The organism is Streptomyces sp. NPDC057854 (genome assembly GCF_042797055.1).
Classification (GTDB): Bacteria; Actinomycetota; Actinomycetes; order Streptomycetales; family Streptomycetaceae; genus Streptomyces.
Genome location: NZ_JBHVMF010000033.1, coordinates 34902 through 50905 on the forward strand (window position 1 = coordinate 34902; position 16004 = coordinate 50905).

At 71.5% G+C, this 16004-nt stretch carries 25 protein-coding genes; 6 read left to right on the plus strand and 19 right to left on the minus strand.

From position 1 onward, the window contains the following. Window positions 1-4: 4 nt before the first annotated feature. From ACFVQZ_RS33460 to ACFVQZ_RS33490, 7 genes are all read right to left on the minus strand, one after another. On the minus strand, window positions 5-856 hold the full coding sequence (locus tag ACFVQZ_RS33460; RefSeq protein WP_378234727.1) for a hypothetical protein: 852 nt from the start codon (window positions 854-856) through the stop codon (window positions 5-7). Next, entirely contained in the window at window positions 853-1467 is a 615-nt protein-coding gene (locus ACFVQZ_RS33465) for a hypothetical protein (protein ID WP_378234728.1), read from the minus strand. Before ACFVQZ_RS33465 ends, ACFVQZ_RS33460 begins: the two co-directional genes overlap by 4 nt. A gap of 378 nt (window positions 1468-1845) precedes the next feature. Further along, window positions 1846-2046, minus strand: a complete 201-nt coding sequence (locus ACFVQZ_RS33470; protein ID WP_378234729.1) for a hypothetical protein — start codon at window positions 2044-2046, stop codon at window positions 1846-1848. A gap of 41 nt (window positions 2047-2087) precedes the next feature. Beyond that, window positions 2088-2504, minus strand: a complete 417-nt coding sequence (locus ACFVQZ_RS33475; RefSeq protein ID WP_378234730.1) for a hypothetical protein — start codon at window positions 2502-2504, stop codon at window positions 2088-2090. Further along, window positions 2501-2872 carry a VRR-NUC domain-containing protein gene (locus ACFVQZ_RS33480; RefSeq protein WP_378234731.1) on the minus strand — a complete coding sequence of 124 codons (372 nt, stop codon included), beginning with the start codon at window positions 2870-2872 and terminating at the stop codon, window positions 2501-2503. Before ACFVQZ_RS33480 ends, ACFVQZ_RS33475 begins: the two co-directional genes overlap by 4 nt. Beyond that, a complete protein-coding gene (locus ACFVQZ_RS33485) occupies window positions 2869-3177 on the minus strand; it encodes a hypothetical protein (RefSeq protein ID WP_378234732.1) in 309 nt (102 codons plus the stop codon). Before ACFVQZ_RS33485 ends, ACFVQZ_RS33480 begins: the two co-directional genes overlap by 4 nt. A 3-nt stretch (window positions 3178-3180) precedes the next feature. Then, window positions 3181-3939, minus strand: a complete 759-nt coding sequence (locus ACFVQZ_RS33490; RefSeq protein WP_383628538.1) for a DNA translocase FtsK — start codon at window positions 3937-3939, stop codon at window positions 3181-3183. Window positions 3940-4044: 105 nt separating this feature from the next. On the opposite strand from ACFVQZ_RS33490, the gene ACFVQZ_RS33495 reads away from it, so the two are divergent. Further along, on the plus strand, window positions 4045-4800 hold the full coding sequence (locus tag ACFVQZ_RS33495; protein ID WP_378234733.1) for a hypothetical protein: 756 nt from the start codon (window positions 4045-4047) through the stop codon (window positions 4798-4800). Window positions 4801-4808: 8 nt separating this feature from the next. Here the strand turns inward: ACFVQZ_RS33495 and ACFVQZ_RS33500 are convergent, their stop codons facing one another. From ACFVQZ_RS33500 to ACFVQZ_RS33540, 9 genes are all read right to left on the minus strand, one after another. Further along, a complete protein-coding gene (locus ACFVQZ_RS33500) occupies window positions 4809-6578 on the minus strand; it encodes a DNA cytosine methyltransferase (RefSeq protein ID WP_378234734.1) in 1770 nt (589 codons plus the stop codon). Then, on the minus strand, window positions 6575-7114 hold the full coding sequence (locus ACFVQZ_RS33505; protein WP_378234735.1) for a WhiB family transcriptional regulator: 540 nt from the start codon (window positions 7112-7114) through the stop codon (window positions 6575-6577). The genes ACFVQZ_RS33500 and ACFVQZ_RS33505 overlap by 4 nt, the downstream gene beginning before the upstream one ends. After that, complete coding sequence (locus ACFVQZ_RS33510; RefSeq protein WP_378234736.1) at window positions 7111-7374, minus strand: hypothetical protein; 264 nt, start codon at window positions 7372-7374, stop codon at window positions 7111-7113. Before ACFVQZ_RS33510 ends, ACFVQZ_RS33505 begins: the two co-directional genes overlap by 4 nt. Further along, window positions 7371-7709, minus strand: a complete 339-nt coding sequence (locus tag ACFVQZ_RS33515) for a hypothetical protein (RefSeq protein ID WP_378234737.1) — start codon at window positions 7707-7709, stop codon at window positions 7371-7373. Before ACFVQZ_RS33515 ends, ACFVQZ_RS33510 begins: the two co-directional genes overlap by 4 nt. Before the next feature lie 137 nt (window positions 7710-7846). Continuing rightward, window positions 7847-8152: a hypothetical protein gene (locus tag ACFVQZ_RS33520; RefSeq protein ID WP_378234738.1), complete on the minus strand. Its 306-nt coding sequence runs from the start codon at window positions 8150-8152 to the stop codon at window positions 7847-7849. Continuing rightward, a complete protein-coding gene (locus ACFVQZ_RS33525) occupies window positions 8149-8493 on the minus strand; it encodes a hypothetical protein (protein WP_378234739.1) in 345 nt (114 codons plus the stop codon). Before ACFVQZ_RS33525 ends, ACFVQZ_RS33520 begins: the two co-directional genes overlap by 4 nt. A gap of 55 nt (window positions 8494-8548) precedes the next feature. Continuing rightward, window positions 8549-8782 carry a hypothetical protein gene (locus tag ACFVQZ_RS33530; RefSeq protein ID WP_378234740.1) on the minus strand — a complete coding sequence of 78 codons (234 nt, stop codon included), beginning with the start codon at window positions 8780-8782 and terminating at the stop codon, window positions 8549-8551. Beyond that, the gene (locus ACFVQZ_RS33535; RefSeq protein ID WP_378234742.1) at window positions 8779-9045 is read right to left on the minus strand and encodes a hypothetical protein; all 267 of its coding nucleotides are present in this window, start codon (window positions 9043-9045) and stop codon (window positions 8779-8781) included. Before ACFVQZ_RS33535 ends, ACFVQZ_RS33530 begins: the two co-directional genes overlap by 4 nt. After that, window positions 9042-9326, minus strand: a complete 285-nt coding sequence (locus tag ACFVQZ_RS33540) for a helix-turn-helix domain-containing protein (RefSeq protein ID WP_378234743.1) — start codon at window positions 9324-9326, stop codon at window positions 9042-9044. The genes ACFVQZ_RS33535 and ACFVQZ_RS33540 overlap by 4 nt, the downstream gene beginning before the upstream one ends. Before the next feature lie 76 nt (window positions 9327-9402). Here ACFVQZ_RS33540 and ACFVQZ_RS33545 point away from each other — a divergent pair, with 76 nt between their 5' ends. From ACFVQZ_RS33545 to ACFVQZ_RS33565, 5 genes are all read left to right on the plus strand, one after another. Beyond that, window positions 9403-9726, plus strand: a complete 324-nt coding sequence (locus tag ACFVQZ_RS33545) for a helix-turn-helix domain-containing protein (protein ID WP_378234744.1) — start codon at window positions 9403-9405, stop codon at window positions 9724-9726. Further along, entirely contained in the window at window positions 9723-10166 is a 444-nt protein-coding gene (locus ACFVQZ_RS33550) for an ImmA/IrrE family metallo-endopeptidase (protein WP_378234745.1), read from the plus strand. Before ACFVQZ_RS33545 ends, ACFVQZ_RS33550 begins: the two co-directional genes overlap by 4 nt. After that, window positions 10163-10408 (plus strand): hypothetical protein, encoded by a 246-nt coding sequence (locus ACFVQZ_RS33555; protein ID WP_378234746.1) that lies wholly within the window; start codon window positions 10163-10165, stop codon window positions 10406-10408. Before ACFVQZ_RS33550 ends, ACFVQZ_RS33555 begins: the two co-directional genes overlap by 4 nt. Further along, window positions 10405-11868 (plus strand): recombinase family protein, encoded by a 1464-nt coding sequence (locus ACFVQZ_RS33560; RefSeq protein ID WP_378234747.1) that lies wholly within the window; start codon window positions 10405-10407, stop codon window positions 11866-11868. The genes ACFVQZ_RS33555 and ACFVQZ_RS33560 overlap by 4 nt, the downstream gene beginning before the upstream one ends. A gap of 377 nt (window positions 11869-12245) precedes the next feature. After that, on the plus strand, window positions 12246-12731 hold the full coding sequence (locus ACFVQZ_RS33565) for a hypothetical protein (RefSeq protein ID WP_383628544.1): 486 nt from the start codon (window positions 12246-12248) through the stop codon (window positions 12729-12731). Window positions 12732-12749: 18 nt separating this feature from the next. Here ACFVQZ_RS33565 and ACFVQZ_RS33570 read toward each other — a convergent pair whose 3' ends face one another. Genes ACFVQZ_RS33570 through ACFVQZ_RS33580 form a run of 3 tightly spaced genes read right to left on the minus strand, consistent with a single transcriptional unit; the run spans window position 12750 to window position 15830 of the window. Beyond that, entirely contained in the window at window positions 12750-13694 is a 945-nt protein-coding gene (locus ACFVQZ_RS33570) for a type II secretion system F family protein (RefSeq protein ID WP_378234484.1), read from the minus strand. Further along, window positions 13691-14551, minus strand: a complete 861-nt coding sequence (locus ACFVQZ_RS33575) for a type II secretion system F family protein (protein ID WP_378234485.1) — start codon at window positions 14549-14551, stop codon at window positions 13691-13693. Before ACFVQZ_RS33575 ends, ACFVQZ_RS33570 begins: the two co-directional genes overlap by 4 nt. A gap of 1 nt (window position 14552) precedes the next feature. Then, the gene (locus ACFVQZ_RS33580) at window positions 14553-15830 is read right to left on the minus strand and encodes a CpaF family protein (RefSeq protein ID WP_378234530.1); all 1278 of its coding nucleotides are present in this window, start codon (window positions 15828-15830) and stop codon (window positions 14553-14555) included. Window positions 15831-16004 lie beyond the last annotated feature (174 nt).

Consider the following 16004-nt stretch of genomic DNA (forward strand, 5'->3'; position numbering starts at 1 on the left):
CTTGTCATGCGACTCGGCTCCGCTCCGCGTTGGCTTGGACGACGTCGAGCACGTCGCCCAACCGGTACAGCGGGCGGGAGGGCAGGGTCGCCGTGTAGCCCTTCGACGCGAGCCGGCCGCGCGCAGCCCAGTGCTCGAGCTGCTTCGTCGTGACGCTGACGCCCCAGCCGGCGAGCGCGCGGGAGAGCTCGGTGCGGGGCATGAGCATGTCGGCGGCCTGGCCGAGGAGCCACGTGCGCCGGTCCTTGATCGGGTACGTCGCGCCGCAGGACCGGCACGCAACCTCGTGGTCCCAGCTATTCGCGTAGAGGTCCTCGGTGCACTCGACCGCGAGGCCGTCGTCGTCGAGGTAGGTGCCGCCGCACGGGCCGACGAAGCGCAGGTCGCCGGCGCGGTCGATGGCCCGCTCGGCCCGGGTCAGGATCCGGGTCAGGTGCTGGACCATGTCGGGCCCGGTAGGCTGGGCCCGCATCCACGAGACCTTCAGCGCGAGCCACCGGCCGAGTGCCTTCGGGGTGTCGAGAGGACGGAACATGCCCGACGCCTTCGCGATGTAGTCCGCCGCCTCGAGCAGCGTCGTGCCGAGCTCGGCGGCGACCTCCGCGGCGTGCTCGTTGAACGGGACCGGTGACTCGTCCGGGTCGGCAGTCGAGAAGCCGACCGCGTCGAACCGCTGCTGCTTGAGGTAGGCGTCGTCGAGCGCACGAGCGACGAGGCCGGCCTGCAGCAGCCGGATCGTGAGCTCGTTCGCGCAGTCGCCGCAGACGAACATCCCTGGCGGGCACGACTTGCCGCACCGCGGGCGGCCCTGGTCGTTCGTCCCCCGGGCGAGGCACTTCGGCAGGTTCATCTTCATCGGGGCTCCTTGTTCGCCTGGGACCACAGGTCGTGTCGCTTGCGGGCGCCACCGCACGGGCCGCACTTCTCGTCGGATCCCCACGGCTGGTGCTGGCTGCAGAAGGGTGAGGGCTCGGGCATCGCTGCGAGGACGGCGAGAGTCGCGGAGAGCGGGACAGGTCCGGAGGGTCTGGGTTGGGGCGCCGCCTCCTGCCCTCCTCTCCTTCCTTCCTCCCCTCCCACTACTCTCGAGGCCGAATGTCCGAGTTGGGCGGTTGATGCTGATGCTGGGGGCGCGGTGGAAGGCCAATCCGCGAGCTGCAGCAGCGCGAGCCCGCGCGGCCCGTCGACGAGCACCAGCCAGCCCGCGTCCCCGAGCTCGACGACGTCGTCCAGGACGTCGTCGTCGGTCACGCTCACGCTCGCCGGCCACACCGACTCGCGCACCATCGTCGGGTCTGCCGGGCCGAGCCCCGACGCGTCGACGTGCTGGTGCCACAGGCCCAGCGCCGTCAACCTCGTCCGCTCCGGCAGCGCCAGGAGCCGCGGGTCCGTGAACAGCCGCGACGGGCCGCTCGACGACGCCCGCGGCGGCGTGGCGGGCGCGTCGGGCTTGGATTCGGTCACCATTCACCAGTCCTCGGAAGATCAGGTCACGCATGGCCTCGTACTGACCCGGGGCGTAGACGAAGCACTCGGTCCACCCACGGCCGTGCGGCAAGAAGCCGAGCGACTCCTCGGCGTTCGCGAACGCAGGCCGGACGACATCGGGGTGCGCGCGCAGCATCGTCAGCACCGCCCACTCGACGACGTCCTCCGTGTCGCGCTGCAGGATCAGCACGCGGCCGCCCGTGTCCGTCAGGCCCTTGAGCCTGTACCGCTTCCACGCGCGCCCGACCTTGACCACGTTGAACGCGTCCCACACGACGACGTAGGTCATCGCGCGGGCCGGGATCGTGAGCTTCTGCCCGCGCCGCGGCCGGCGGGCCGGGGGCGCCTGTCTCGCGCTCATGCGCCTGCCTCGGGCTGGTGCTTCGTGTACGCCACCTCGCGCACGCGGATCTCCTTCACCGTCGCGAGACCGACGAACACCGTGCTCTTTTCGACCCCGCCCACGTACACATCGGCCGTGTCCGCGAGGCTGAGCTCGTCGGCGCGCCGCACGATCGCGCGAAGGTCCCCGAGCTCGAGCCAGAACGTCTTCGCCACGGCGTGCACCTCGCCGCCTTCGGTCCGCCACCCGGTCGCCATCACGCACCCCCATCGCCGCGAGCGCCGAGGGGCCAGAGCACGGTGACCGGGTAGGTGAACGCGTCCGACGGCCAGGACTCGGAGAAGCCGGTCGTGAGCCAGGGGTACGGCCCGTCGGCGTTCTCGGCGACCGTGCCAGCGGCGTCGCGGATGACCGCGCGCGCCGGGAGCTGGTCGACCTCGGCCGGGATCGTCAAGGTTGTGGGCGCAACCTGGACCTCGAGCGCCGTAGTTCCAGGTTCGAGTGGCGAGACGGCGGGCCAGCCGACGTCCCCGACACCGGTCAGGTGCCTGGCCGCGTGCGAGATGTAGTCGTAGGTGATGCGCAAGCACGTCTGGCAGTGCCGGATGCCCTTCCCGACGGTGCGGAAGCGGATCCCGCGGTACTCGACCGTGCGGCCGTCGTCGATGGTCATGAGGGCTCCTTCGAGGTCAGGGTGGGCTGGGGTGCTTGGAGCTCGGCGTGGACGCGTCGCTCGAGGATGTCGAGCGGGCGCCAGACGCCGACGTCGGCTCCGGTCGCGGCGAGGGCGGCGAGCCACTTGCGTTGCTCCGGGGTCGGGTAGCGCTTCTGCTGCTTGAGCTCGCGGTACAGCAAGCGACCGCGGGTCGGGTGGACGAGGACGAGGTCGGGCCAGCCGCGCTCGGACTTGCGGGAGTCGTGCGTGTGGTAGACGAGGAAGCCGAGGTCACGCGCGACCGCGATCACCTGTGCCTGCAGCGCGTCCTCCTTCATGCCTGCCGCGACGTCCGCGTGGTACTCGGCCGGCGTCCACGTCCTCACGCGGCGGCACCGCCGTCCGGGTCCTCGTCGTCCGGCGTCTCCGGCTCGGCGGGCGCGTGCACGGACCGGTACGTGATGCGCGTCGGCTCGTGCCGGCCGGACTCGACGTCGGGGCACACCGCGGAGCCGTGGCCGCGGTCGACGGTGCGCCAGACGAGGATTCCGTGGGACGTCGTCGTGACGAGCCGCCCGGCAACGTCCACCGTGCGCGAGCGGATCCCCTTCATGAGGCGCGCCTCCTCGACCTTCTTGTCGCAGTGCGCGCACGTCGAGACGCGGCCCGTGGGGTCGTTCGTGATCGGCATCGCTCACGCCTCCCCGAACCGGGCGTCGACCGCCGCGAGCGCCTCGGCGAGACGGCCCGGCTCGTAGAGCACGTCGCGTGCCTTCGTGCCCTGCGAGGGGCCGACGAACCCGAGCTGTTCGAGGACGTCCATGAGGTAGCCGGCCTTCGCGAACCCGACGCGGAGTTTGCGCTGCAGCATCGAGGTAGACGCGAACTGGGACGTGATGACGAGCTCGGCCGCCTCGCGCACGAGGGGGAGGTCTTCGACGCTGCGCAGCGCGTCGCGCACTGCGTCCGCGACGGTGCGCTCCTCGCCGTCGTCGGTCTCGGGATCGGGCTCGGCGTCGGACTCGGCGGGGCGGCCCGGGAAGAACCCGGACCCGTCACGCAGGAAGCTCGAACCCTCCCCGGCGTCGTCGGGCTCCTCGTCCTTCGGGGTGAGGACACCCGTCTCCGGGTCCAGCTTGAAGCCCTTGCCGAACCACTCCTCGATGTCCTGCTCGAGATCGATCGGCAGAACCGTGTCACCGAGACGGTGCTCAAGCGCGCGGCGCACCAGACGCTCCGCCGTCTCCGCATCCTGGGGCGCGACCCGCTCGATCCGCAGCACGCGTGCCGTCGGCTCCATGAGGCCCGTCGACGTGTCCGTCGTGATCTTCGAGCAGTCGACGACGGCGATCATGACGTGCCGGTTCATCGGGTTCACGACCAGGTCCCGCGCGATCGCGGACAGGCCGTTCCCGGAGGTCTCCTTCGGCAGGCCCGACGAGAGTCTCGTCATTGCTGGGTTCCCTTCTCGATGGTGTTGGGTTCTTCGGCCGCGGCCCGAGCTGTCACCCGGGTTGCACCTCCCCCGCCGTACCGGGTTCGCGGTACGCTCCGGCCCATGTGGGAAGAGGTGGTGGCGGGAATTGCCGGGCTGGCTGTGGCGGTGGTCAGCCAGGCAGCACTGTTCGGCCCTGAATCGCGTCGAGTGCGGCGCCTCAAGGCCTATCTCGAGGTTCGGGAGGAAGTGAACGACGCCCACCTCAGTGCCGCGTTGACACAACTGATAGCCGCGGAAGTGGCCGATGAGGAGCGAGCACGGGCGCGCACGAAGAGAGGGATCTTCCTCTCGCTGCGGATCGCAGGCTGGGCATTCCTCGCGCTTATATTCGCTGGAGCTGCGGCAGTTGCTTGGTATCTCGGCGGACTCTGGGTGCCGATCATCGTCAGTCTGCTCAGCCTCGCAGCTGCCGGGATCGCAGTCTTCAACACAGGCACGGCGACCGAACAAGCTGTGGCCGTGCGAGTCGAGAATGCTGAGTCCGAAGCGGCCGCAGCCTATGCAAGAGACGCGGCCGGACGGGGTCTTAACGTTGTGTTCGGCGGAGACGGCCCTCAGCAATCGATGTTCGACGCCATCGCGAGAAACGACAGCGGAACAGTTGTGGAGATCGCCGAGTTTCGCCGCTCGATTACAGCGCAGTCGATTAGAGTGATAATCAACCTGGCAGCCCGCGCGAAGGAGGCCCAACCCGAGGCGAAGTTTGTCATTGTTCTCTCCGAGAACCGGACCCCTCGATTGGCGGAACAATTGCGGGAAATCGGCTTCACGGTGGCAGTTCTGCTCGACAACGGCAGTCTGGGCTGGCTCCGATGAGCGCTTTGTCACGGGGTCGCTGCCTCTCCAGTCAGCGCCTCGACGACGGTCGCGACGAGGTCGCGCGCGGCGGGCGGGGTGACGGCGTTCCCGGCCATCTTCACGAGGTCGCGGTTCGACGCGGCCCGCCCGGTCTTCGGGTCGGTCGCATCCCACCGGTAGTCCGACGGGAAGGCCATGCCGGCGGCTACCTCGTGCGGGCGGAACATGCGGAACAGGACCTCGGGCACGAGCTCCTCCGCCGCGCGCAGGTCCGCGGCGGTGACGGTGCGGCGGCCGTCGCGCGGGCCGGGCTGCTGCAGGAGTGACTGGTGACCGGCCGCGGTCAGGGTGCGCAGCTCCTCGAACACCGGGGTCGTCATCTCCGCGCCGCCGGTGTTGTGCCGGTGCACGAGCGCGTACCGGTCGACCGTGGTCAGCGTGCCGAGCGGCTCGTCGACGGGCTTCGCGTGGGTCGCGGAGCCGTAGTAGGGCGCGACGAGCGCCTTCGTCGTGTCGTTCGCGGTGATCGTCGACAGCGGGTCATGGATCGAGCGGGCGCGGTACTCGAACCGGCGGTCGAGGATGAACGGGTCGGGGTGCTGCGCGAGGCCGTGGTGGTTGCCGCCTGCGGTAATGGTGCCGAACGGGTCGGTGACGGGGTGCGCGACGCCGGTGCCGTACATCTTGTCGACGAGCGGAGTGTGCGCGAGCCCGGTCTCGAGCCGGGTCGTCTGGGTGCGCATCGGCACGTCGAGCGGCCACGCGGTCTTGCCGTCGCGGCCCTCGACCGGGACGGCGAGGCCCTTCGTCTCCTGGGTGTGGAGGGTGCGGATCACGTCGTCGACGGACCAGGCGCGGTAGTACGCGTTGGGGTCGCCGTGCTGGGGGTGCTTCGGGTCCGCGGCGTCGTACTGGTTGCCGAGCGCCTCGATGTGGATCGGGCCCCAGTACCGGGCGATCCCCGCCGCGATCCGGGCGCGGGTCTTCGGCTTGAGACGGTCCCCGATCCGCTCGCCCGGGATGGACCAGTCGATCGCGGCCGCAGCGGGGAGCCACGCGGGCTCGACGACGGTCCCGCACCGGGCGTGCGTGTACAGGTAGGTCTGGCGGTAGCGGCCGACCGTCTTGCCGTTCTTCCAGGACTGCGTCGCCCGGATCAGCTCGTCGCACTTCGGGCAGTACGCGGACGGGCGCAGGATGCGCTCGACGTCGGGGGCGCGCTCGCCCTCGCGCCAGCACACGATGTAGATCCGGTCGCGGGACTGCGGCGCGGGCAGGCCGAACGTCTGGGCGTGCATCGAGTTGAGCGAGACGACGCGGAAGCGGTAGCCGAGCGCGCGGAGCTGCTGGCGCCACTCGTACCAGGCGAGGCGGTACTTCGCCTGGGTCGCGATGTCGACGACGTTCTCGATGATCATCGCCCGGTAGCGGTGGTGCTCGGCGAAGCGGAGCACGTCGAACATCAGCAGTCGGGAGCGGATCGCGGCCTCGGCGGACAGCGGGTCCTCGAACAGGCCCTCCTCGATCGCGGGGAGCGGCTTCGACCCGTTCGCCTGCGACCACTTCGTGCACTCCGGCGATGCCCACAGGACATCCGTGCGCGGGAAGTACCGCGGGTCCTCCTGGTGCAGGTCGACCGCGGCGTGGTCCGTGTCCGGGTGGTTCTGGTTGTGCGTCTCGATCGCGAGCGACCAGTGGTTCGCAGCGATCACGACCTGCACGCCCGGGATCTGCACCATGCCCGTCGACGACCCGCCCGCCCCGCAGAACAGGTCCGTGACCGTGGCCGCGCTCATGCCGACACCGCCGCGCGGGCGCTGATCCCGAGGCTCTGCATCGCCCGTGGCATGCGGGCGTAGGACCAGCCGAGGTGATCGGCGATCTCGCGCTGGTTGCGGCCCTCGCCGTGCATGCGACGGATCGTCTCGACGTCGTCCTGGGTGACCGGGAGCGGCTTCGCGCCGCCCGGCTTCTTGCCCTCGCGCGGGCCACGGCGCACGCGCAGCAGCGCGGCGCGCTCCTCCTCGCCCGTGCCGCCCCACACGCCGTACTGCTCGCGCCGCTCAAGCGCGTAGTCGAGGCAGAGGGCACGGACGGGGCAGTCGGCGCAGACCTTCTTGGCGTCGGACTCCCGGGTTCGACGGGCCCTGCCCGTCTCGCCCTCGGGGTGGAAGAACAGCTCGGGGTCGACGTCAGCACGCCGGCACGCCGAGCTCGGCGCCCACGCCTGCGGGTCGAAGACGCCGCGCGACGCGCGACGGTTGGTGTACGGCGCGCCGGCGTCGCTCCTCGCGCTACGGCCGGCGGGCGGGGCCTGTGTGGTGGTGGTCATGGTGCGGTCCTGTCTGCGTGGGTATGGTGCGTGATCGCGGGGATCGGGGTCGGGTAGCAGCGGGAGCACGTCCGGCACGGCTTGCCGACGTGCTCGCCCGCGTGGTGGTTGGCGATGCACGAGCCGCACGCGCCGACCGAGGTGAGGCGGACGTCGTGCTCGGAGCAACGGGCACCGCGCGGGACGTCGACGAGGGAGCCCGGCCGGGCGAGGGCGCGCATGTTCGCGGCGTGCTCGTCCGCCGCGCTGGGCCGCGTCACGTCGACACCTCGTGCATGCGCGTCGTCGTGCGCACGTACACGCGCACCCGAGCCAGGTGCGCGGACGGGCCGGACGACGCGGCCGTCTTCGGCGTGCGGTCGTCACCCTCCCCGACCCACACCGGCTCGAGGAGGCGGGCCTTCGTCGCCTTCGAGAACAGGCCGCCGCGGGCACGCTCCGGGACCTCCGCTGCGTCGAGCCGTGCGCGCAGCGTGTTGACCGTGACCTCCGTCCCGGCGGGCACCGAGTCCACGATGCGCAGGAACGTCTCGTGCGAGACCTGCGGCAGCGCAAGGAGCGACTGCTCCTGCCCGGCCGTCTTCTCGTTCGTCACCTCGTGTCCCCTCACGTACAGCGCGACCACCGGGCCGCACTCCTGGCACCTGCTCTTCGGGATCCCGGCTGCCGTCAGCACGACGGCCCGGGCGTGGAGGTAGCGGCCGCACCGTGCGCACCGCCACCTCGCGGCCGTCACGACGACCACGCCTCGCGGTAGGCCTCCTCGGCCTCGCGCAGCTCGTTCGCCGCCGCGTCCGACGCCGCCATCCACTCGCGGTACGCGAGCGGCTCCGCCGGGCGCCGGTAGACGTCCGCCGCCGCGATGTACGCCGCCGCCAACCGGTCCGCCGTGTGGGCCCGCGCCGCCGCGGCCGGGGCCGCCGCGAGCACCGTCGCCTCCGCCGAGTCCAGCTCGACGAGCGAGTTCGACACCTCGTCCGCCGGGTACGGCAGCAGCTCGGCCACGTCGTCCCCGACGACGCGCAGGTGCCCGCTCACAGGGCACGTCCGTGATCCGTCGTCGCGTCCACGACCGCCATTTCGTCGCCTCGCACCGGAGCCCACGCCGGGCGCAGCAGCTCAGGCTCGCCGCCCCGGTCGGGCACCGCCCAGAACGTCGCGCCACGCACGACGAGCTCGTGGTCGTCAGCGAGCGCGCGCCGATGCGCCGAGCGACGGATGAGGCGCCAACGCCACCGGGCGCGCACGTCCTCGAACAGCGCGACGACGACTGCCGCGCACGGCGTGACAAGCGCCAGCAAGACGGCGAGCACGACGAACACGACGAGCAGCAACAGCAGAGCGACGACGCCCCACACGATCCACATGAACGGGTTCACGGTCTGGTCCTTTCCTGGCAGAGCACGGGCCGCGAGCGCCGCGGCAGGGTGGTGGCTAGGGGGCGACGACGCCGCCCTCGAGCGCGGCAAGGAGCGCATCGCCGACCTCGGCGAGCAGCTCGGCGCGCTGCTGCGCGTTGTACCGGCCAGCGCCGGAGAGCGACGCGGCCTCGTCGTCCGTGAGGACGCGGCGCGTGCGGGTCGCCAGCTGCGCAGTGACGGGCTCGGCGGCGGGCTCGAGGCCGTCGCGCAGTCCGAACGGCACGCGCTCGATCAGCGGGGCACTCACGACGCGCTCCTCGCAACCCGGGCCGCCTCGGCGCGGCGCTCACGCGAGGCGCGGATCTTGTCCTCGAGCTGCTCGACCGTGAGGCGGTGACATGGGTGCCAGGCCTCGCGCGCAGCCTCTTCGACCGAGAGGGAGTCGCGGCGCCGTCGAGCGGCGGCGATCCGCTCCCCCGCGAGGCGGCAGGCCGCCTCCTTCGTGCGCGGCGTGGAGGCCATCCCCGGCCACGACCGCGACGGAAACGGCCCCGGCTCGACGGCGCTCACGCCGACACCGCCGACGTGCCCGAAGCCTCACGGGCGAGCTGGTACTTCGCGCGGGTATCCAGCTCGCGCACCGTGAGCCCGATCGCCTCAGCAACGAGCCGCAACTGCGAGTAGGTGAAGGCGACCCGACCGTTCACGCGCTCCGAGAGCGTGGCGCGACGGATGCCGAGCGAGTCTGCGAGGCCCGCGACGCTGAGGTCCGGGCGGCGGGCGATCTCCGCGCGGACCTCGGCAGCCAGCGCCCTGTCGATGGCGCTGGACCCAAATCGGTTCGTGGTCATGTCCCGACTATGGACCGATTTGGGTTCGCGGTCAACCCCACTTCCCCAAGTGAACCGAAATGGGTACAGTCACCACATGGCCCTGACCTCGAAGCCCATGCATCCGATCGACCGCGCGCTGGCGCAGGTGCTCGCCGGCGCGGTCGCGGAAAGTGGCACGACGCGTCGCGTGCTCGCCGAGAAGACGGGGATGTCGGCGAACCGGCTCGGCATCATCCTCCGCGGGGAGCGTCCGGCCTCGACGGTCGGCGAAGCGGAAGTCATTGCGAGCGCTCTCGGGCTCGACGTCTTCGACCTCTTCGGCGAGGCCGAGCGCCGGGCCAACGCCGGCGACTACGTGCTGGCGGCGATGGATCGCGACGACGATGCAGAGGTCGAGGCGCAGCAGGAGGAACCGTGACCTGGGACGAGCTGCTCGCCGCAGCGTCGGAAATGGGCCTGCACGTGAAGTTCGCGAATCTCGGGCGCCGCACCGGCGAGGTCCGCCGGTCTGGGCTCGTTCTCATCAACGAACGCAAGAGCGCGATCGTGCGCAAGGTCGCGCTCGCGCACGAGATGGGTCACTGGCACCACAACCACGACTGGTCCGCCGCCCACGACGTCGTGCGCGACGAGCGCCAAGCCGACGCCTACGCCGCGCGTCTGCTGATCCGTCCCGACGAGTACGCGCTCGCCGAGAAGCTCTACGACGGTCACGTCGGCGCGATCGCGCGCGAACTCGAGGTCACAACGCCGATCGTCCAGGCGCTGCGCGATGTTGTCCTGCGCCGCGTCGCACCAGTCGCCTACCCGACGCCGTGGGGGATCGCCCCGACCACCCGGAAGCGAGACATCGCATGACTGAGGACCTTGCCGCGCTGCCCGACGATGAGCTGCACTCCCGTTGGCGCGAGCACTACGCCAAGGTGCAAGAGCCAGGGTGCCCACGCGCCATCGTGCTCGCGTTCGACGCACTCACCGACGAGCGCGACCGCCGACGAGCGCCCGGCCTCGCGCGGCTTCGAGCCGTCGCCGACGCCGCAGCGAAGGGACCTAGCCTCATCGAGCAGCAGGAGCAGCGCGCCGCCTCGGAGTGGGCGTGAGGCCGAACCTGCGGGTCGTCCCCGACCAGCCGCCGCGCGCCGTGGTGTACCTGCGGCAGTCGAAGTCGCGCGAGGACTCGATTTCTCTCGAGCTGCAAGAGGCGTCGTGCCGCGAGTACGCGGCACGGATGGGCTACGACGTCGTCGACGTGCTCTCCGACCCCGGGATCTCCGGGCGCACGTGGGACCGGCCTGCCGTCCAGCGAACGCTCGCGCTGGTCGAGGCGCGCGACGCCGACGTCATCGTGGTGTGGAAGTGGTCCCGGCTCGCGCGCAACCGCCGCGATTGGGCCGTCGCCGTCGACCGAGTCGAGGGCGCTGGCGGGCGGCTCGAGTCCTCGACCGAGACCGTCGACACCACGACCTCGACCGGACGCTTCACCCGCGGCATGCTCGCTGAGATGGCCGCGTTCGAGTCCGACCGCATCGGCGACACGTGGCGCGAGACCCACGCCCGACGGCGCAAGCTCGGCCTCCCGCACAATGGGTCCCCACGTCTGGGGTACCTCTACGACCCCGCGAGCAAGACCTACTCCCCCGACCCTGAGACCGCCGACGTCGTGCGCGAGCTCTACCGCCGCTACGTCGACGGAGCCGGGCTCGGCGCCCTCTCGAAGTGGCTGCGGGACCTCGGCATCGAGTCGCCACGGAGCAAGAAGCCCTGGACCCACCGCGGCGTCGGTCAGTACCTCACGAACGGCTTCGCCGCCGGCTACCTGAGGGTGCACGACCCCGCGTGCACCGAACGGCACCAGGTGACGCGCGAGTGCCCTCGGCACGTCTACATCCTGGGCGCGCACGAGGCGATCATCGACGAGTCGATCTGGCGCGCGACGGTCGCCGCCCGCGAGGGCCGCAAGACCCTCGCGCCGCGTCTCGTGTCCGCGGTCAGCGCGATGTCCGGCGTTCCCCGGTGCGCCGCGTGCGGGTACCGGATGGCACTGCACCGGCAGAAGGACCAGAGCCCCCGCATGCGGTGCGCGAACCGCGAGTGCACCGCGCCAGCCAGCATCCTGTACTCGCGCGTTGAGGACGCCGTTCTCGCCTGGCTCCCGACCGTCGGCCAGCTCGTCGACGAGCACGCCGCGCGAGCCGGTACCCGAACCGCGGCCGAGGACGTCGAGCGTGCCCGGCTGCTACGCATGCACGACGAGGCCGAGAGGGCGCTTGAGCGCCTCACGGTGGACCGGGCGAAGGGGCTGGTCCCAGAAGGCGCCTACGCGGCCGCGAGGGACCACCTGGCAGCCGAACAGCGCGACGCCCGGGAGTCTCTGCGCAAGTACGAGCGAGCCGCGCTGACCGCGGACTACACGGCCATCGCGGCGCAGCTCCTCGAGGACTGGGACGAACTCTCCCCACCTGAGATCTCGAAGACCCTGCGCGACCTCGTGGTCGCGATCGTGTCACGACGCAAAGAACGTCGGGGGGCCGACGTGTCGGTGGTGGGAGTCTGGGAATGAGCGCACCCAAGCAGCCATGTGTCTTCTGCGGCTCAACCGCAAGTATCAGCGCCGAGCACGTGATTGCAGAACACTGGCGCGGGCTGAGCGGGCCGCCCCGAGGCCCGATCTTCAGTCAAGGGCGTGTGGTCGATCCACACACGGGCAAGGTGAAGCGCTACACGTCCCGGAAAGTCGGTCCGCACTTCGGGGTCACCGCGCGCGTTGTCTGCGAGTCCTGCAACAACGGCTGGATGTCCGTCCTCGAGGCCACAGCGAAGTCAGAGCTCTCGAACGCCGCCAGACCCACGCCGGGTGGGCGCTTGCAGACTCGACATCTAGCGCCCTCGCCCTCGGTACGGCACGACCTCCACCGCTGGGCAGCGAAGACAGCTATCGTGTTCGACGCGTGGAAGTCGGACCCGGCTGTTCGGCCGGAGGACCTCGCAACGGCCGTCATGAACGATGATCCACTGCGGAACATCTGGACCTGGACACTTCGGATCGAAGTCCCTGAAACATGGCGGATCTCAACTCGCACCACTCGACTTCCTGTCCCAGAGGGGGACGTCTGGTATCGACTCTCGCTCTTCTCGGTGCACCACCTCTTGGTCGTCAGTCTTCTCTGCGGCACCGACCTCGCGCGGCAGTACTTCGACGAACTGAACCCGTCGAGCTTCTTCGGCCCCGAGTTGCCGCACTCCCAGTTCGTTCCAGGACCTAAGAGCGTTCCCGGCCCCGACGTCCAGACGGTTAAGAACGCCTTCGACGCTTGGGTACTCCAGGAGCTCGATAGACACCTCTCCAGAAGAATCTCGGCGGCCGGGCCGTTCGAGCGCCCCATCCTCGAGGCGTGGCTCGAGAGCCCGATCCGCGGGAGATGAGCCCTCAGGGCCTCTTGCTCAGACCCACCCCGCCACGACAGGATGATCTTTGCGAACGGTCGTCAAGACCACGGTCACGGGGAGGATGAGGAAGACGACCGGGATCATCATCGCCACCTCCTTCTTGCCGCCCGCCTCCATGAGTGCGCGACGCCCGGACTCGCGCACGTCCTGCGCCTGGGCGCGCAGGACGTCGGCGAGCGGGGTCCCGCGCTCCACCGCGACGGCGACTCCCTCCGCGAAGCGGGTGAGGCTCGGCAGGGCCGTCCGGTCGGCGAGCTGCTCGAGCGCCCGCGCGAGGGGTGTGCCGGAGCGCACCGACGCCAGGGTCGCGCGCAGCTCGCTCGAGAGCTCCCCGCGGGCCGCCGTCGCGACCCGCTCGAGCGCCGCGACCGGACCCTCGCCGGCGTTCACCGCAAGGGCGAGAAGCTCGGCGACGGTCGGGAACTCCGCGAGCATGCGCTGCTCGCGGCGTCGCACCGCACGGGTCAGGGCGTGGTCGCAGGCGAGGACTCCTCCCACCCCGCACAGCAGCGCGAGGAGCACGAGGAGCACGACGGACGAGCCTCGCGTCGTGGCGAGGACGATCGCGAACAACGTGCCCAGCGCGAGCCCGACGACGCCCCACACGACCTGGCGTGCACGGAACTGCTCGACGCTCTGACGACGACCCGCGCGCTCGATCCGGCGGCGGACGTCGGAGGACGTGGAGCCGAGCCGCTCGAGGCCCCGGCCGGCGTCGGCGAGCACCGGCGCGACCAGGCGCTCGACCGTCGGGAACGGCGTCCAGGTCGGCTGGTCGCGAAGGAGCACCGACGTCTTGTCGTGGGTCCGCAGGTAGGGCGCGAGGCGCTCGTCGAGCCGGATCGCACGACCGCGGACGCCGGCCGCAACGAGCAGCACCCCCACCCCGCCGAGCGCCCCGATCGCGGCACCCGTCAGTGATACGTCGAGCACGCTCATCGCAGCACCCTCTCCTCCTCGGGCAGGCGCCCGATCCGCAGCATGAGCTGGTACGCCGCGGCCGAGCAGGCGGCTCCGACGCCGAGGACGAGCGCCCCCGTCAGCGAGTTGTAGGCCGCCGCCGTCTCGGGCCGTGACGCCAGGAACCCGAGCACCACCCAGGGGCCCGCGACGGCGAGCCGCGCGCCGTTCACCGTCCAGGACTGGCGCGCCTCGAGCTCGCCGCGGGTCCGCGCGTCCTCCCGCAGGAACGCCGAGAGAGTGCGCAGGAGCCGCCCCAGGTCCGTCCCGCCCACGTCGCGCGTCAGCCGCAGCGACTCCACGATGCGATCGGCCACCGGGTCCGCGAGGCGATCCTTGAGCCGGTCCAGACAGTCCCCGAAGCGCCCCGAAGCGCGGTAGTCCACCGCGAACCGGGCGAACGGTTCCCGCAGCTCCGCCGGACCACGCTCGCCCAGCTGTCCGACGGCCTCGGGCAGCGACAGGCCAGCGCGGACGCCGGAGGCGAGGTGGTCCAGCACCTCGGGCCACACGTCGCGCAGCCGCGCCCTCCGGCGTCGGGCGCGGGAGCGCACGAGGAGCACCGGCAGCGACGCGGCGATCGCCCCGAAGCACGCGGCGATCGTCACCGACCCCGCGAGGACCGTCGCGACGAGGAGGACCACGAGCCCCACGCCCGCACTCGTCGTCACCAGAGCGCCGGGCGTCACGGAGGGCGCGCCCGCCTGTACGAGGAGGTCCTGGGTGCGCGCCGCCCAGCCGTCCGTACGGCGCTCCCGGGGCGGACCCGGCATCCAGAACGACCACCAGACGCAGAACAGGCCCGCTCCGAGCAGGAACCCCACGACCACGCCCACGTCAGCTCGCCCCCGACCACGTCGAGGCGTCCGCGACGGGCGCCCGCTCGGTGTGCAGCACGGCCGCCAGGTCGATCCCGGCACGCGCGAACCGGTCCGCGCCGGGCGGGAACCCGTCGGCCCGCACCAGGCGGTCCCCGGTGCGGACGAAGATCTCCGCGGCCTCCACCACGCCCTGCTCGACCCGCCCCGTGACCCCCAGAACCTCGCGCACCACCCTCCGCCCGTCGACGTCGACGCCGAGGTGGACGACGAGGTCGATCGCGGACGCGACGGTCGGCACCACGAAGCGGTCGGAGACGTTCTCGCCCGCCAGCAGCGGCAGCGTGCACATCTTGGTGATCGCCTCGCGGGCCGAGTTCGCGTGCACGGTGCACATCCCGGGAACTCCGGCGTTCAACGCGACGAGGAGGTCGAAGCTCTCCGCCTCGCGGACCTCACCGATGACGATCCGGTCCGGGCGCATCCGCAGCGCCTCCTTGACGAGGCGTCGCAGGGGGATCTCGCCGGTCCCCTCCAGGCTCGGCTGACGACACTGCATGGACACGACGTCTCGCACGGCGAACCGGAGCTCGAACACCTCCTCGCACGTGACGACGCGCTGCGTGGGCGGCACCGAGCCCGCGAGGGCGTTGAGCATCGTCGTCTTGCCCGCCTGGGTGGCGCCCGCGACGAGGATGTTCAGCCCGGCGCGGACCGAGGCGTCGAGGAACGCCGCCGCCTGCGGGGTGAGCGACCCGAGGCGCACGAGGTCGTCGAGGTGCGACGCGCGGACCACGTGCTTGCGGATGTTGACCGCCCAGGCGGTGCGCGTGACGTCCGGGATGACCACGTGGAGCCGCTCGCCGCCGGGCAGCGAGGCGTCGACGAACGGGCTGGACAGGTCCAGCCGACGACCGGACGAGCGCAGCATCTGCTCGACGAGGTCGCGCACCTGCTCGGCGGTGAGGATCGTCGTCGTGAGCTCGGACCGACCACCCCGCGCGACGAACACCTGCGAGGGCGCGTTGATCCAGATCTCCTCGATCTCCGGGTCGTCGAGGTAGGGCTGGAGCGGTCCGAGGCCGGCCACGGAGTCGACCACCGCGCGGCCCGCCGCCGTCGGGTCAGCGAGCGGCACGACGGCGCCGAGCGCGCTGCGCGTCTCGTAGTCGGCGACCGCCTCGCGGACGAGCTCGTCAACCGCCGCCCGGTCCCGCACGGGGTCCACCCCGCGCCGCCGGACGAGCTCGCGCACCTCGCCCTCGAGCACGCCGACGGCGTGCGTGTCCGTAGACATGTCGAGCATTCCCCCTGCTCTGCTGGCCGGCTGCCCCGCCGGACCGAAAGACCTGACCGAGAGAGTAGGGCATCCGCGCGTCTCGCGGCAGTGCCCTGTGGACACCGGCGGCGGGAGCCTCGGGATCACGGCACGCACCCACCGGGAACCCGCTCGCGGCGTCCCACATCGTGG